15 protein-coding genes are annotated in these 12,928 nt (G+C 61.1%); 6 read left to right on the top strand and 9 right to left on the bottom strand.

Features of this window, described 5'->3' with window-relative positions; all coding sequences use genetic code 11:
• A partial coding sequence (locus PSTU_RS20800; RefSeq protein WP_157999802.1) for an FAD-dependent oxidoreductase occupies positions 1-359 on the top strand: 359 nt, incomplete at its 5' end.
• A 71-nt stretch (positions 360-430) separates the two neighbouring features.
• Here the strand turns inward: PSTU_RS20800 and PSTU_RS0113175 are convergent.
• Genes PSTU_RS0113175 through glyQ form a run of 4 tightly spaced genes read right to left on the bottom strand, consistent with a single transcriptional unit; the run spans position 431 to position 4,710 of the window.
• Positions 431-1,168: a lysophospholipid acyltransferase family protein gene (locus PSTU_RS0113175; protein ID WP_019341500.1), complete on the bottom strand. Its 738-nt coding sequence runs from the start codon at positions 1,166-1,168 to the stop codon at positions 431-433.
• The gene (gmhB, locus tag PSTU_RS0113170) at positions 1,165-1,707 is read right to left on the bottom strand and encodes a D-glycero-beta-D-manno-heptose 1,7-bisphosphate 7-phosphatase (protein WP_019341499.1); all 543 of its coding nucleotides are present in this window, start codon (positions 1,705-1,707) and stop codon (positions 1,165-1,167) included. The genes PSTU_RS0113175 and gmhB overlap by 4 nt, the downstream gene beginning before the upstream one ends.
• Before the next feature lie 4 nt (positions 1,708-1,711).
• Positions 1,712-3,766 (bottom strand): glycine--tRNA ligase subunit beta, encoded by a 2,055-nt coding sequence (gene glyS / locus PSTU_RS0113165; RefSeq protein WP_019341498.1) that lies wholly within the window; start codon positions 3,764-3,766, stop codon positions 1,712-1,714.
• Positions 3,763-4,710 carry a glycine--tRNA ligase subunit alpha gene (gene glyQ, locus PSTU_RS0113160; RefSeq protein WP_019341497.1) on the bottom strand — a complete coding sequence of 316 codons (948 nt, stop codon included), beginning with the start codon at positions 4,708-4,710 and terminating at the stop codon, positions 3,763-3,765. The genes glyS and glyQ overlap by 4 nt, the downstream gene beginning before the upstream one ends.
• Positions 4,711-4,849: 139 nt before the next feature.
• On the opposite strand from glyQ, the gene PSTU_RS0113155 reads away from it, so the two are divergent.
• The 3 genes from PSTU_RS0113155 (at position 4,850) to PSTU_RS0113145 (ending at position 6,680) form a co-directional block, all read left to right on the top strand.
• Positions 4,850-5,416 carry a DNA-3-methyladenine glycosylase I gene (locus PSTU_RS0113155; protein WP_019341496.1) on the top strand — a complete coding sequence of 189 codons (567 nt, stop codon included), beginning with the start codon at positions 4,850-4,852 and terminating at the stop codon, positions 5,414-5,416.
• Positions 5,417-5,491: 75 nt separating this feature from the next.
• Positions 5,492-6,379, top strand: a complete 888-nt coding sequence (locus tag PSTU_RS0113150; protein ID WP_019341495.1) for a lysophospholipid acyltransferase — start codon at positions 5,492-5,494, stop codon at positions 6,377-6,379.
• 28 nt (positions 6,380-6,407) lie between these two features.
• On the top strand, positions 6,408-6,680 hold the full coding sequence (locus PSTU_RS0113145; RefSeq protein WP_019341494.1) for a PilZ domain-containing protein: 273 nt from the start codon (positions 6,408-6,410) through the stop codon (positions 6,678-6,680).
• Between the two features lie 34 nt (positions 6,681-6,714).
• On the opposite strand, the gene PSTU_RS0113140 is transcribed toward PSTU_RS0113145, so the two are convergent.
• From PSTU_RS0113140 to ehuB, 5 genes are all read right to left on the bottom strand, one after another.
• The gene (locus PSTU_RS0113140; RefSeq protein WP_019341493.1) at positions 6,715-7,032 is read right to left on the bottom strand and encodes a tetratricopeptide repeat protein; all 318 of its coding nucleotides are present in this window, start codon (positions 7,030-7,032) and stop codon (positions 6,715-6,717) included.
• A gap of 65 nt (positions 7,033-7,097) precedes the next feature.
• On the bottom strand, positions 7,098-7,931 hold the full coding sequence (gene ehuA / locus PSTU_RS0113135) for an ectoine/hydroxyectoine ABC transporter ATP-binding protein EhuA (protein ID WP_019341492.1): 834 nt from the start codon (positions 7,929-7,931) through the stop codon (positions 7,098-7,100).
• Positions 7,928-8,587 (bottom strand): ectoine/hydroxyectoine ABC transporter permease subunit EhuD, encoded by a 660-nt coding sequence (ehuD, locus tag PSTU_RS0113130; RefSeq protein WP_019341491.1) that lies wholly within the window; start codon positions 8,585-8,587, stop codon positions 7,928-7,930. Before ehuD ends, ehuA begins: the two co-directional genes overlap by 4 nt.
• Positions 8,584-9,243 (bottom strand): ectoine/hydroxyectoine ABC transporter permease subunit EhuC, encoded by a 660-nt coding sequence (gene ehuC / locus PSTU_RS0113125; RefSeq protein ID WP_019341490.1) that lies wholly within the window; start codon positions 9,241-9,243, stop codon positions 8,584-8,586. The genes ehuD and ehuC overlap by 4 nt, the downstream gene beginning before the upstream one ends.
• 275 nt (positions 9,244-9,518) lie before the next feature.
• Positions 9,519-10,373, bottom strand: a complete 855-nt coding sequence (gene ehuB / locus PSTU_RS0113120; RefSeq protein ID WP_019341489.1) for an ectoine/hydroxyectoine ABC transporter substrate-binding protein EhuB — start codon at positions 10,371-10,373, stop codon at positions 9,519-9,521.
• Positions 10,374-10,618: 245 nt separating this feature from the next.
• Here ehuB and PSTU_RS0113115 point away from each other — a divergent pair, with 245 nt between their 5' ends.
• Together PSTU_RS0113115 and PSTU_RS0113110 are read left to right on the top strand one after the other, a co-directional pair.
• A complete protein-coding gene (locus PSTU_RS0113115; RefSeq protein ID WP_019341488.1) occupies positions 10,619-12,028 on the top strand; it encodes a PLP-dependent aminotransferase family protein in 1,410 nt (469 codons plus the stop codon).
• A gap of 195 nt (positions 12,029-12,223) precedes the next feature.
• The gene (locus PSTU_RS0113110; protein ID WP_019341487.1) at positions 12,224-12,877 is read left to right on the top strand and encodes a 7-cyano-7-deazaguanine/7-aminomethyl-7-deazaguanine transporter; all 654 of its coding nucleotides are present in this window, start codon (positions 12,224-12,226) and stop codon (positions 12,875-12,877) included.
• Positions 12,878-12,928: the final 51 nt, after the last annotated feature.

Genomic DNA, 12,928 nt, shown 5'->3' with positions numbered 1-12,928 from the left:
CCAACGTCAGGGTGATCACCAGCGCGTTGACCAGCGAGGTCATCGGCGACGGCAAGAAGGTCACCGGCTTGACCTACAAGGATCGCAACTCCAGCGAATTCCATGAGCTGGAACTGGAGGGCATCTTCGTACAGATCGGCCTCCTGCCTAACACCGATTGGCTGAAGGGCACGGTGGAGCTGAGCTCGCGCGGCGAGATCATCGTCGATGCGCGTGGCGAAACCTCATTACCGGGTATCTTCGCAGCGGGCGACGTGACGACGGTGCCGTACAAGCAGATCGTCATCGCGGTTGGCGAAGGCGCTAAAGCCTCGCTGAGTGCCTTCGATCACCTGATCCGTAGCTCCGTCGAAGGCTGAGCGTCGAGCTAAAAGAAAGGGGGAGCAAACGTCGGTCTGCTCCCCCTTTTTATTTGGCCTGTCCTACTGGATCAGGCGTTGCGTTCCAGATCCGCCACAGTTGCATTGATCCAGTCTTCGGCGCGCTGATTAAGTTCAGCTGCGGCCCGAGGGCCTTCACTCTCGGCATACATCGCCGGGCCTATGACCACCTGGATCACCCCGGGCCGCTTGCCCCAGCCGGATTTGGGCCAGAACGTACCGGCATTGTGCGCTACCGGTAAGACCGGGAGCTTGGCGTTGACGGCCAGCGCCGCGCCGCTGCGCGAGAACTTGCCGGCCTGTCCGACCGGAACGCGCGTTCCTTCTGGAAAGATCAACACCCAGGCGCCCTGCTCCAGCCGCTCCAATCCCTGTTTGGCGACCTGACGTAGCGCCTCTTTAGGGTTTTCACGGTCAATCGCAATGGGTTTGAGCAGTCGTATCGCCCAGCCAAAGAACGGGACGTTGAGCAGTTCGCGCTTGAGGACCTGACTCAGTGGCTCGAAGTATGCGGAAAGGAAAAACGTTTCCCAAGTGCTCTGGTGCTTGGACAGGATTACGCAGGGACGCTCCGGCACGTGTTCCGCTCCGCTCACCTCGTAACGCAAGCCGACCACCGCCTTCGCTAACCACACGGCGCTGCGACACCAAGTCTGGACCACGAACCGGTAGCGGGTGCGAAACGACATGAAAGGTGCGAACACCAGGCTGACCAAGCACCAGGCGAAAGCCGTGAACGACAGCAACAGGTAGAACAACACGATGCGTAGCGGCAGCAAGACGTTCATCGCTTGGCTCCCAGCAGATGATCGACTACGGCAGCCAGGTCATCGAACACCAGGGTACCGGTTGGCAGCGAGCCTTCCGATGTCTTTGAGCCTTTTCCGGTGCGAACCAGGTAAGGCACCCCGCCAAGGTGAGTTCCGGCAAGCAGATCACGCTGGCTGTCACCAACCACCGGGACGCCCCGGAGGTCGTCGAGATGGAAGTGCTCTGCGATTTGCTGGAACAACCCGGGTAGCGGCTTGCGGCAGTTGCAGCCATCATCAGGACCATGCGGACAGTGGACGATCAGGTCGATGCGGCCGCCCTCTTCCATTGCCAGTTGCTGCATCCTGAAATGCATGTCGCCAAGCGTGGTGGCGTCGAACAGGCCGCGGGCGAGGCCGGACTGGTTGGTAGCAACCGCCACCGTCCAGCCGGCCTTGCACAGCCGTGCGATCGCCTGGATTGAGCCGGGGATCGGAATCCATTCATCCAGGCTCTTCACGTACGCGTCTGAGTCCTCGTTGATCACGCCGTCGCGATCCAGCACGATCAGCTTCACTGGCTTAGCCAAGTGCGGAAATATCGGCAACGCCAAGGAAAAGTCCTCTCAACCGGGCAAGCAAGGCGTAGCGGTTGGCACGTACCGAAGCATCTTCGGCGTTGACCAGAACCGCCTCGAAGAAGGCGTCCACCGGACCGCGCAGATGAGCCAGACGCTCGAGCGCTTCGCGATACTGACGATTCGCGGCCAGCGGCTGCACGGCTTGTTCGGCCTGCTGCAGCGCAGAATACAAAGAAAACTCGGTGGCGTTGTCGAAGTAACGGGGCTCGACGGTGTCCGGCAGCTTCGCTTCGAATTTGCTCAACAGGTTCGAGACGCGCTTGTTCGCAGCCGCCAAGGCCTCGGCCTCCGGCAGATTGCGGAACGCCTGTACGGCTTGCACGCGCTGATCGAAATCCAACGCTGAGCCCGGCTGTACGGCACGAACCGATAGATAGGAGGCTACCTCGACGCCTTCGTCTTCATACCGTGCACGCAGGCGATCAAAGATGAAGTCGAGAACCTGATCGGCTAATCCTTCGGTTTTGACTTGACCACCGAACTGGTTGATGGAGAAGCGCACAGCGGCAACCAGATCCAGATCCAGACGCTTCTCGATCAGAATGCGCAGGATGCCCAGGGCCGCGCGCCGAAGCGCGTAAGGATCCTTGCTGCCAGTGGGCAACATACCGATACCGAAGATGCCGACCAGGGTATCCAGCTTGTCGGCGACGGCGAGGATGGCACCTGTATGGGTACTGGGCAGCTCTGCGCCCGCACCGCGGGGCATGTATTGCTCGTTCAGTGCCAAGGCGACATCGGTGGGTTCACCATCGTTGGCGGCGTAGTAATAACCAGCAATCCCCTGCATCTCGGGAAACTCGCCGACCATTTCGGTGGCCAGGTCGCACTTGCTCAACAGGCCTGCGCGCGCAGCCCACTGCGCATTGCCTTCGGTGTGTTCGGCGATGAACGCTGCCAGCCTGGAGACGCGCACCGCCTTGTCGTACACGGTCCCGAGCTGAGCCTGGAAGACCACGTTTTTCAAGCGCTCATTGAAGCTGTCGAGCTTCTGCTTCTTGTCCTGCTTGAAGAAGAACTCGGCATCGGTGAGGCGTGGACGCACCACCTTCTCGTTACCTGCAACGATCTGAGCCGGATCCTTGGACTCGATATTTGCGACCGTGATGAAGCGCGGAAGCAGCTTGCCGTTGGCGTCCAGCAGGCAGAAGTATTTCTGGTTGTCCTGCATGGTGGTGATCAGCGCTTCCTGCGGGACGTCCAGGAAGCGTTCTTCAAACGAACACACCAGCGGCACAGGCCATTCGACCAGTGCAGTGACTTCGTCCAGCAGCGCGGGTGGCACGATGGCACTGCCGTTCTGCTCGCCCGCCAGTTGCTCGACACGCTTGGCGATCAACTCGCGACGTTCGGCAAAATCGGCAATGACGTGAGCGCCGCGCAGGTCTTCCAGATAGCTTGTTGGCTTGGAAATTCGCACCGGGCTCGGGCTATGGAAGCGATGCCCGCGGGATTCGCGACCAGCGCGCTGAGTAAGGATGGTGCAATCGATGACCTGTTCACCGAACAGCATGACCAGCCACTGGGTCGGCCGGACGAACTCTTCCTTGCGCGCGGCCCAACGCATGCGCTTGGGAATGGGCAATTCGTTCAGCGATGTCTCGACGATAGCGGGCAGCAGCTCGGACGTTGCCTGGCCGGGGATCGAACGGCTGTACCTGAGTTTCGGGCCGCTGCGGTCGATCTCGGCGAGGTCCACGCCGCATTTGCGGGCAAAGCCCAGCGCGGCCTGGGTCGGCTCACCTTCGGCGTCGAAGGCGGCCTGCAACGGCGGTCCGTCGAGGTTGATGCTGCGATCAGGCTGTTCGGTATCAAGCTGTTCAATCAGCACCGCGAGGCGCCGGGGAGCGGCGAAGGCCTGTACCCGGCCATGGGTGAGACCAGCGTCTTTCAAGCCCTTCTCGATGCCCGTGCGAAACGCGTCGGACAATTTGCCCAGGGCCTTGGGCGGCAGCTCTTCGGTGCCGAGCTCGACCAGGAAATCCAGTGCACTCATTCTGCAGCCTCCAGCTTGGCCAATACTTCGTCACGCAGGTCCGGGGTGGCCATGGGGAAGCCGAGCTTGGCACGTGCCTGCAAATAGCTCTGCGCCACCGAACGAGCCAGCGCGCGAACGCGCAGGATGTACTGCTGGCGTGCTGTTACCGATATGGCCCGGCGCGCATCCAGCAGGTTGAAGGTATGCGAGGCTTTGAGCACCATTTCATAGGTGGGCAACGGCAGCTCCAGTTCGATCAACCGGTTGGCTTCCGATTCGTAGAAGTCGAAGAGTTCGAACAGCTTCTCAACGTTGGCGTGTTCAAAGTTGTAGGTGGACTGTTCCACCTCGTTCTGATGGAACACATCGCCATAGGTGACGGTGCCGAACGGGCCATCTGTCCAGATCAGGTCGTAGACCGAGTCGACCCCCTGCAGATACATCGCGAGTCGCTCGAGGCCGTAGGTGATTTCACCGGTTACCGGATAGCATTCGATGCCGCCAACCTGCTGGAAGTAGGTGAACTGGGTGACTTCCATACCGTTGAGCCAGACCTCCCAGCCGAGCCCCCAGGCGCCCAGTGTTGGCGATTCCCAGTTGTCCTCGACGAAACGTACGTCGTGCACCGAGGTGTCGACACCGATGCGGCGCAACGACTCGAGGTACAGATCCTGGATGTTTTCCGGGTTGGGCTTGAGCACGACCTGAAACTGGTAGTAATGCTGCAGGCGGTTTGGGTTCTCGCCATAGCGGCCATCGGCAGGACGCCGCGAAGGCTGGACGTAGGCTGCGTTCCAGGTTTCAGGACCGACAGCGCGCAAGAATGTCGCGGTGTGGAAAGTGCCGGCGCCCATTTCCATATCGTAGGGTTGCATAACGACGCAACCCTTCTCTGCCCAGTAGCTTTGCAGGGCAAGGATCAGGTCTTGGAAGGTGCGCACGGCAGGCGTAGGCTGGGTCAAAATTTCACCTGTGCTGGCTTCGACAGAAAGCCTCGGAGTATACCCGATAACCGCTCGAACCCGTGGTGACCCGTACTCTACGGCGTAGCGCCAGTCGCAGTTTCCAGCTGCTCTTCGCCCACTCAAGGATATGAAAAAAATGCCGCGTTGCGCTTGGTGCAGTGACGACCCGTCGTACATGAGCTACCACGACAACGAGTGGGGCGTGCCCACCCGTGATCCCCAGGTCCTCTTCGAGTTTCTGATTCTTGAGGGGGCGCAGGCGGGCCTTTCCTGGATCACCGTGTTGCGCAAGCGAGAGCGTTACCGCCAGGTGCTGTTCGGCTTCGATCCGCAGCGTCTGGCACGGATGACCGATGCCGAGATCGACGAACGCATGCTCGACGCCGGCATCATCCGCAACCGTCGAAAACTCGAAGCCGCACGGCACAATGCCCAGCGCTGGCTCGAGCTGGAAGATCCGGCGGGTTGGTTGTGGTCCTTTGTCGGCGGCAAGCCCAAGATCAACCATTTCGAGTCGATCAGCCAGGTGCCGGCGGTGACTGCCGAGGCCGAGGCGATGAGCCGTGCATTGAAAAAGGCCGGGTTCAGTTTTGTCGGCCCGACCATTTGCTACGCCTATATGCAGGCGTGCGGCATGGTCATGGACCACACCACTGACTGCGATCGTTACTCCACTCTGGCGGCAGCCACAGACAACGCCTGACGGAGGTGACGCTTCAGGCGTAGCCAATCGCGCGAAGCAGTTACACTAGCGTCTTTGAATTTTCGGGAGAGATCCTTGGACAAGCTCAAAGGTGCGCTGGTGGTTGGCTTTCTGCGCCTGTTCGCCCTACTCCCCTGGCGCGCGGTTCAGGGGGCGGGTCGCTTCATTGGCTGGCTGATGTGGAAGCTCCCCAATCGCTCTCGAGAAGTCGCCCGAACCAATCTATCCAAATGCTTTCCAGAGCTCGATGTTTCCGAGCGGGAGCGCCTGCTTGGGCAAAGCCTGCAGCAGATCGGCATGGCTTTCACCGAAAGCGCCTGCGCCTGGATCTGGCCAGCGGACAAGACGCTGCGTCTGGTCAAGGACGTCCAGGGCCTCGAGGTGCTGGAGCAGGCACTGGCGTCAGGCAAGGGCGTGGTAGGTATCACCAGTCACCTTGGCAACTGGGAAGTGCTCAATCACTTCTATTGCGCGCAATGCAAACCGATCATTTTTTATCGCCCGCCGAAGCTCAAGGCAGTCGATGAACTCCTGCAACGCCAGCGCGTACAGCTGGGCAACAAGGTCGCGCCTTCGACTCGCGAAGGCATCATCAGCGTGATCAAGGAAGTCCGTAAGGGCGGCGCTGTAGGTATACCCGCGGATCCGGAGCCCAGCGAAGGCTCCGGGGTGTTCGTACCCTTTCTCGGTACTCAAGCCCTGACCAGCAAGTTCGTGCCCGGCATGCTCACCGGCGGCAAGGCAGTGGGCGTGTTTCTTCACGCGTTGCGCCTGGATGACGGTTCGGGCTACAAGGTGATCCTCGAGGCAGCGCCTCCTGCTATGTATGACGAGGACGTCGAAGTCGCGGTAGCGGCCATGAGCGGTGTCATCGAGCGTTACGTACGCACCTGGCCCAGCCAGTACATGTGGACGATGAAGCGCTTTAAAAAGCGGCCAGCCGGCGAGAAACGCTGGTATTAATAACAGCTCGCCCAGCACAGGGACTTCAATGAGCAACCCGAATCAGCGACGGCATCCACGCGCACCGATGAAGTGTCGCATCCGCATTACCCATGAGTCGTTTGGCGAGGTGTTTGCGCACACCCGTGACCTTTCGGATGGTGGGGTTTACGTCAAGCACCCGCAGCTGACCGAGCTGCAGCCGGGCATGACGGTCAGTGGACAGGTTCAGGATCTTCCGATTCCCGCGCCGGTGCTGCAAATGGAAGTGATGCGTGTCGATGCCGAGGGTGTTGGCTTGCGCTTCGTCCAGCCCGATTGATAGCGGCTCGGCAAGGGCGGGCGACCGGCTGACACTAGCTGCCGGTCTGTTTGTTCAGCTTGCGTAGAAACACACCCATTTCCTTCTCGGCCTGCTTGTCACCGTGCGCTTGCGCGGCGAGCAGGCCTTGCTCCCACGCGCGTCTTGCGCCGTCGAGATCATCACTGGCCTGCAGTGCCTTGCCGAGCAGCTTCCAGGCGGCGGAATATTTCGGATCCTGTTCGACGCAGCGTTGCAAATGAACCGCGGCCTCAGCCGGGTCACCCGCGTCCAGGTAGCCCTTGCCCAGCCCGAAGCGCAGCATGGGATTGTCCATTCCTTTGGCCAGCATCTTTTGCAGTGATTCGAGCATTACGTTTCCCTCGCGAAAGCTCTCGTGAAACAGCCGCCGGAACAGCGGCGCACTATTACACCAGCCTAGCTCGCCTGGGTAACTGCACTAAGGAACTCCTGGGTGCGCGTCTCCTGCGGGTTGCCGAACAGCTCGTCCGGTGTGCCCTGCTCATGGATCCGGCCTTCGTTGAAGAAGCACACGCGATCTGCGAATTCCCGAGCGAAACCCATCTGGTGAGTCACCATTAGCATCGTCAGGCTGTGCGCATCGCCCAGCCGGCGGATGACGTTGAGGACTTCGCCGCAGAGCTCTGGATCCAGCGCTGAGGTCACCTCGTCGAACAGCATCACCTTGGGCCGCATCGCCAATGCACGGGCAATAGCTACCCGCTGTTGCTGGCCGCCGGAGAGTTGCGACGGATAGTGCTCGAGTTTGTCCTCCAGCCCGACCATGGCCAGCAATTCCTCGGCGCGCTCGCGAGCTTCCCGCTTCGACAGTCCTAGCACCTGCACCGGTGCTTCCATCACGTTCTGCCGGGTGGTCATGTGTGGGAACAGATTGAAGCTCTGGAACACCATGCCCACCTTGCCGCGCACGCGACGCAGGTGGCGTGCGTTGGCGCGGACCAGATTGCCACTGGCGTCCGGCATGTGGGTCAGCGGCTGGTCATCAACCATGATCACGCCTTCATCGATGTCTTCCAGGGTCATCAGCGCCCGCAGCAGCGTGGACTTACCCGATCCGCTGGGGCCGATGATCGCCACCTTCTCGCCCGTTCGGACATCCAGGTCGAGGTGGTTGAGCACGGTCAGGTCGCCGAAGTGTTTGCTCACATCGCGAAATTGCACCATCAGCTCTGGCTCGTTGTCGGTGCTGGCAAGGTTCTGTGTGTCGCCAGCAGGCATCGATGCGTTCATCGGGCAAGCTCCATTCGGTTTTCCAGTCGGCGAACGAACCAGGCGAGGCCGAGACTGAGAATGAGGAAGAACAGGCCGACCATGGTGATCGGCTCCAGATAACGGAAGTGTTCCGAACCGATGTTCTTGGCCCGCTGCATGATTTCCACCACGGTGATGGCGGAGAGCACTGGCGTGTCCTTGAGCATCGAGATCATGTAGTTGCCCAGCGCTGGCAAGATGGGTCGCAGCGCCTGCGGCAAGATTACTTTGCGGTAGGCGTTGAGCGGTTTCATGTTCAGCGCCGTCACCGCCTCCCATTGCGCGCGCGGTACCGCGTCGAGTCCGGCGCGGTAGACCTCGGCCGTGTAGCAGGCGTAGTGCAGAGCGATGCCGATGATCCCAGCCTGCAGCGCGGACAGATTGAAGCCGTAGTTGGGCAACACGAAGAACAGGAAATACACCTGAATCAGCAGCGGTGTGCTGCGGATGAATTCAATCAAGCCGGTCATCGGCCAGGACAACCAGCGATGCCGGCTGCGGCGTGCCACCGCGAGAAACAGGCCCAGCACGATGGCGATGGAAAACCCGGCAATGGTGATGCCGATGGTTTTCAGCGAGGCATCGAGCAGTCTGGGCAGAATCTCCCAGGCGAAGTTCCAATCGAAGAAATTCATGACATGCCCCCTCGCATGCGGCCGCGCGCCAGACGCCGCTCAAGGGTGCGCATGGAGAAGTTGATGATCTGCGCGAGTACGAAGTACATCACCAGCGCCAGACCGAAGATTTCCAGTGTCATCAGGGTGGCCTGATCAAGCTGACGAGCCCGGAATGCCAGGTCCGACAAGGTGATCAGCGACACCAGCGACGTATTTTTCAGTAACTCGATCAGCAGGTTGGTACCGGGCGGGATCGCCGCCAGCAGCGCTTGCGGCAGGATGACCCTGCGCAGGCGCTGCCCGGCGGTCATGTTCAGCGCCTGGCAGGCTTCGTACTGCCCTTCATGCACTGAGCGGATCGCGCCGCGAAGCACCTCGGCACCGTAGGCGCCGATGTTCAGGCCGAGGCCGATCACCGCGACATTGAATGCGCTCATGGCAATGTTGAACGGCGGCATCGGCAGCACAAAATAGAGCCAGAACAGCTGCACCAGCAACGAGCTGCCGCGGAACACTTCGATATAGGCGGTGGCCGCCCAGCGCAGCGGCTTGATCGGCGAAAGGCGACCCAGGGCGCCGATCAATGCGGCGAGTATCGCCAGCAGCGAGCCAAAAAAGGTGATCTTCACGGTCACCCAGGCCCCCTCTAGCATGAGTGGGAGTAGTTCGGTCATCTTGGATTTCCATTGGCCGGCGCGGCGGTTGCAGCTGAGACGGTTGGAACCGAGGCAGTTGAAACCAAGGGATCAAGCGGCTCGCGACGCTTGGTTACCTGAGAGAAATGACGCAGTTGTCGGCGAGCGTCAGGTCTCGGGTGAAGGACAGCAGCCAGCCGGGAGTGGCCCTGTCGCGTCGGTGCGGCACGGGCGGGAAAAGGTGGCGGAGCTATGGAAAGGGCATTCACAGGGGAAAGTCCGGTGCGGCAGCAACAGCCGCACCGGCTCCTTGGTCAGGCGCTACACAGCTCTTCGGCGGTCTTGTCGGTGATGTTCGAGCGGTCGAAGCCGAAGGGCTCGACGGTCTTGAGGTGCTCCTCGCTACCAAGCCATTTCTTCAGCTCGGCGTTGACTGCGTCACGCAGGGCTTTGTCTTCTGGCCGGAACGCCAGAGCGCCATAACCGGTGTTGGCCGGGTCGTCCTTGAAGTCATCCGTCGCTTCAACCTGATCCCCGGCCTTCTCCGCCAGCCCGCGCATGGTCAGCTGAGTGCCCACTGCGGCATCGGCACGGCCAGTGCGCACGGCCTGCAGTTGCGAGGTGGTGTCGGGAACCTGGACGATCTGGGAATCCTTGATGCCGGCCTTGCGTGCGTAATTGAGATTGACGGTGCCGGACATGATGGCAAGTTTGATCGACTCATCCTTGGCGATGTCTTCGTAGCTCTGCAGTTGCTTGGGGTTGCCGGCCTTGACCAGCAGCGTGTCCTGCAGCTGGTAGTGCGGATCAGTAAACAGAACCTGCTTGCAGCGCTCGGGCGTGATGTACATGCCGGCTGCGATCAGGTCGAAACGGCTGGCGCGCAGGCCTGGGATCAGCGAGCCCCATTCCGTAAGCACGGGTTTGATGGTTTCGATGTCCATCTGCTGGAAGATTTTCTCGACGATCTCAGGAGATTCGCCGGTCACGCTGCCGTCGGTGGCGGTGTAGGCAAAGGGGGTCTCGTTGGCATAGCCGATACGGACACTGCTCTTGGCCTTGATGTCATCAAGGGCGTCGGCCTGGGCCAGACCGCCAAGGGAAAGACTGGTGAATACTGCGGAGGCCAGCAAAAGCTTGCCGAATTGGAAAGGACGTGCGCGATTCATCGTGAATTCTCCTGTGCTTTTTTATGGTTCGCGGGCCGGAGCCTGCAGTTCTAGGGCAGCTTCAAGAGCATCAGGACAGGGCATTCCCTGCCTCAACGCGGCTTTAGACCCCTTCTTCTGCTAGAGGTGCGCCGCGTTTCGCTGCCCGAGCATAGCAAAAGCGGTTTTCCTCCTAGGATTGCACTAGGACAATTGCGTGGCGGCGCGCTTCAGCCGATCCTGTCGATTCGACAGAGGTAGACGTCATGTCCGATTGGAAAGAGGCCTTGCTCGCCGCGCATGGCGGTGGGTCGAAGTACAAGCTACTGGTAACCGCCATCGCGACCGACATCGAGCGCGGTGAGCTGCGCGATGGCCAGCGCCTGCCGACGCAGCGGCTGCTGGCCGAGCAGCTGGATATCAGCGTGCAGACGGTGACCAACGCCTACAAGGAGCTGGAGCGCCAGGGCTGGGTGCGTTGCGAAGTCGGGCGCGGCAGCTTTGTCAGCCGGCGCATCAGCGAGCGGGTCGCCACCTCCATGCTCGATCGCGGCGAACACTCGCTGCTGGATTTCTCGACGGTGCGCATCGTCCGCAACGAGCGCCATGACCGCTACTGGCGGCAGGCTTGCGAGGAACTGGCCGCCGAACACGAGCAGCCGTGGATACATGCCTGTCGGCCAATCGCCGGCTTCGAACATCACCGCGAGGCCGGCGCGCAATGGCTGGCCGAGCTGGGACTCACGGTCGCGCCGCGCGATCTGCTGCTGACCAATGGCGCCTCTCAGGCTATTTTTCTCGCGCTCGCGTCGCTGGCCGGCCCCGATGACCTGGTGCTCTGTGAAAGCTGTACGGATCACGGTGTGATCGGCACCGCACAGGTGCTCGGCTTCAAACTGCAGGGCTTGGAGGCTGATCGCGACGGTCTCGACCCGGAGCATTTCGAGGATATCTGCGCCAACGAAAGGGTCACCGCGCTGGTCTGTACGCCGAACCTGAACAACCCCACCAGCAGCCTGATGCCCGACGGGCGTCGACGGGAAATTGCCGAAATCGCGCGTCGCTATGGCGTCTATGTGATCGAAGACGACGTCTATGGCCCCTTGCTCGGTGCCGCTCGAGCAGCGCCGCCACTCAGCCACTATCTGCCGGAACTGTCGTTCTACTGCACCAGCCTGACCAAGTCCGTACTGACGGGCTTGCGCCTCGGCTACTTGGCGATGCCGCGGCGGTTGGCGTTGCGTACCGAGAGCATCTTCAGGGTGAACAGCTGGATGGCAGCGCCGCTGCTCGGTGAGATCGCGACGCGCTGGATCGAGCGAGGCCGTGCCAGCGAATTGGTAGGCCTGCAGCGCGAGCTGATTGCTGGCCGGCAGGCAGCGGTGACCGCCGAGCTGGGTGATTACCTGCGCGGCAGCCACCCGGCTTCGCTCAGCGCCTGGCTAAACGTGCCCGAACACTGGGAACTTGACGCCCTGCAGCACGAATTGCGCGCGTGCGGGATCGCACTGACCCTGCCTGATCCCTTCCTTCCGCCTGGTAGTCAGAGGCCAAGGGCGATGCGTCTGTGCATCGGCGCCGAGTGCAGCGATCAGCGCTTGCGTACGGGCCTGGCGAGCATACGAGACGTCTTTGAACAATACCCGGAGATTCACGCGTTTCGCGGTGCTCGCTAGCCAGTCGGATATCCATCGAAGGCCGTGAAGACGGCTGCGTCGGCTGATTGGCCTCGGCAGAGCGGCCAGCCGTCTAAGGCATTCCGACCGGGCATGCTATCCGCCAGGTTGAAATGCCACTAGAATGCGCGCCGCTCGGGCCATATCGGCACGGCAATGGGTTCCCTAACCCCATCACCTCAAAAAGGAAATGCCATGTTGCAGCTCCCTTCATCGGTCCGCCGAGCCACCCTGGCCGGTTTGATCGCGTTTCACATCCTCATCATCATCGCCAGCAATTATCTGGTGCAGCTGCCGATCACTCTGTTCGGCTGGCACACCACCTGGGGCGCGTTCAGTTTCCCGTTCATCTTTCTCGCCACTGACCTGACCGTGCGCTTGCTCGGCAAGGGCCCGGCGCGCCGGGTCATCGCCCAGGTAATGATCCCGGCGCTGCTCGCCTCCTACGTGGTCTCGGTGCTGTTTCACCAGGGCGTTTTTGGTGGGTTCGCGGCGCTGGGCGAGTTCAACCTGTTCGTGTTCCGCATTGCGGTCGCCAGCTTCCTCGCCTATGCATTCGGCCAGATCGTCGATATCCAGGTGTTCGACCGGCTGCGGCGCATGCGCCAGTGGTGGATCGCGCCGAGTGCGTCCACGATTTTCGGCAACCTGCTGGACACCTTTCTGTTCTTCTCGATCGCCTTCTGGCACAGCGACGATCCCTTCATGGCGGCGAACTGGGTGGAAATCGCCAGCGTCGATTATGTGATCAAACTGATCATCAGCCTGGTGCTGTTCGTGCCGCTATACGGCATGTTGCTGAATGCGATTGTGCGGCTCTTGCCCGGCCAGCGGACGGCGACGGCTTAAGGCATCCCGGCATGCTACCGCTCGGCCTGCGAGTACAGGCCGAGCGGTCAG

The sequence above is a fragment of the Stutzerimonas stutzeri SDM-LAC genome, from assembly GCF_000235745.1.
Taxonomy (GTDB): Bacteria; Pseudomonadota; Gammaproteobacteria; order Pseudomonadales; family Pseudomonadaceae; genus Stutzerimonas; species Stutzerimonas stutzeri_H.
The sequence above is the reverse complement of the archived record's forward strand: the minus strand, read 5'-3'. Positions and strand labels throughout refer to the sequence as shown.

What these genes read in the sequence shown, in the direction of transcription:
- PSTU_RS0113175 (WP_019341500.1), bottom strand. Translation starts at nt 1,168, where the DNA reads ATGAACGTCTTGCTGCCGCTACGCATCGTGTTGTTCTACCTGTTGCTG.
- ehuA (WP_019341492.1), bottom strand. Translation starts at nt 7,931, where the DNA reads ATGAACGCATCGATGCCTGCTGGCGACACACAGAACCTTGCCAGCACC.
- PSTU_RS0113155 (WP_019341496.1), top strand. Translation starts at nt 4,850, where the DNA reads ATGCCGCGTTGCGCTTGGTGCAGTGACGACCCGTCGTACATGAGCTAC.
- PSTU_RS0113145 (WP_019341494.1), top strand. Translation starts at nt 6,408, where the DNA reads ATGAGCAACCCGAATCAGCGACGGCATCCACGCGCACCGATGAAGTGT.
- PSTU_RS0113110 (WP_019341487.1), top strand. Translation starts at nt 12,224, where the DNA reads ATGTTGCAGCTCCCTTCATCGGTCCGCCGAGCCACCCTGGCCGGTTTG.
- ehuB (WP_019341489.1), bottom strand. Translation starts at nt 10,373, where the DNA reads ATGAATCGCGCACGTCCTTTCCAATTCGGCAAGCTTTTGCTGGCCTCC.
- ehuD (WP_019341491.1), bottom strand. Translation starts at nt 8,587, where the DNA reads ATGAATTTCTTCGATTGGAACTTCGCCTGGGAGATTCTGCCCAGACTG.
- PSTU_RS0113115 (WP_019341488.1), top strand. Translation starts at nt 10,619, where the DNA reads ATGTCCGATTGGAAAGAGGCCTTGCTCGCCGCGCATGGCGGTGGGTCG.
- PSTU_RS0113140 (WP_019341493.1), bottom strand. Translation starts at nt 7,032, where the DNA reads ATGCTCGAATCACTGCAAAAGATGCTGGCCAAAGGAATGGACAATCCC.
- glyS (WP_019341498.1), bottom strand. Translation starts at nt 3,766, where the DNA reads ATGAGTGCACTGGATTTCCTGGTCGAGCTCGGCACCGAAGAGCTGCCG.
- ehuC (WP_019341490.1), bottom strand. Translation starts at nt 9,243, where the DNA reads ATGACCGAACTACTCCCACTCATGCTAGAGGGGGCCTGGGTGACCGTG.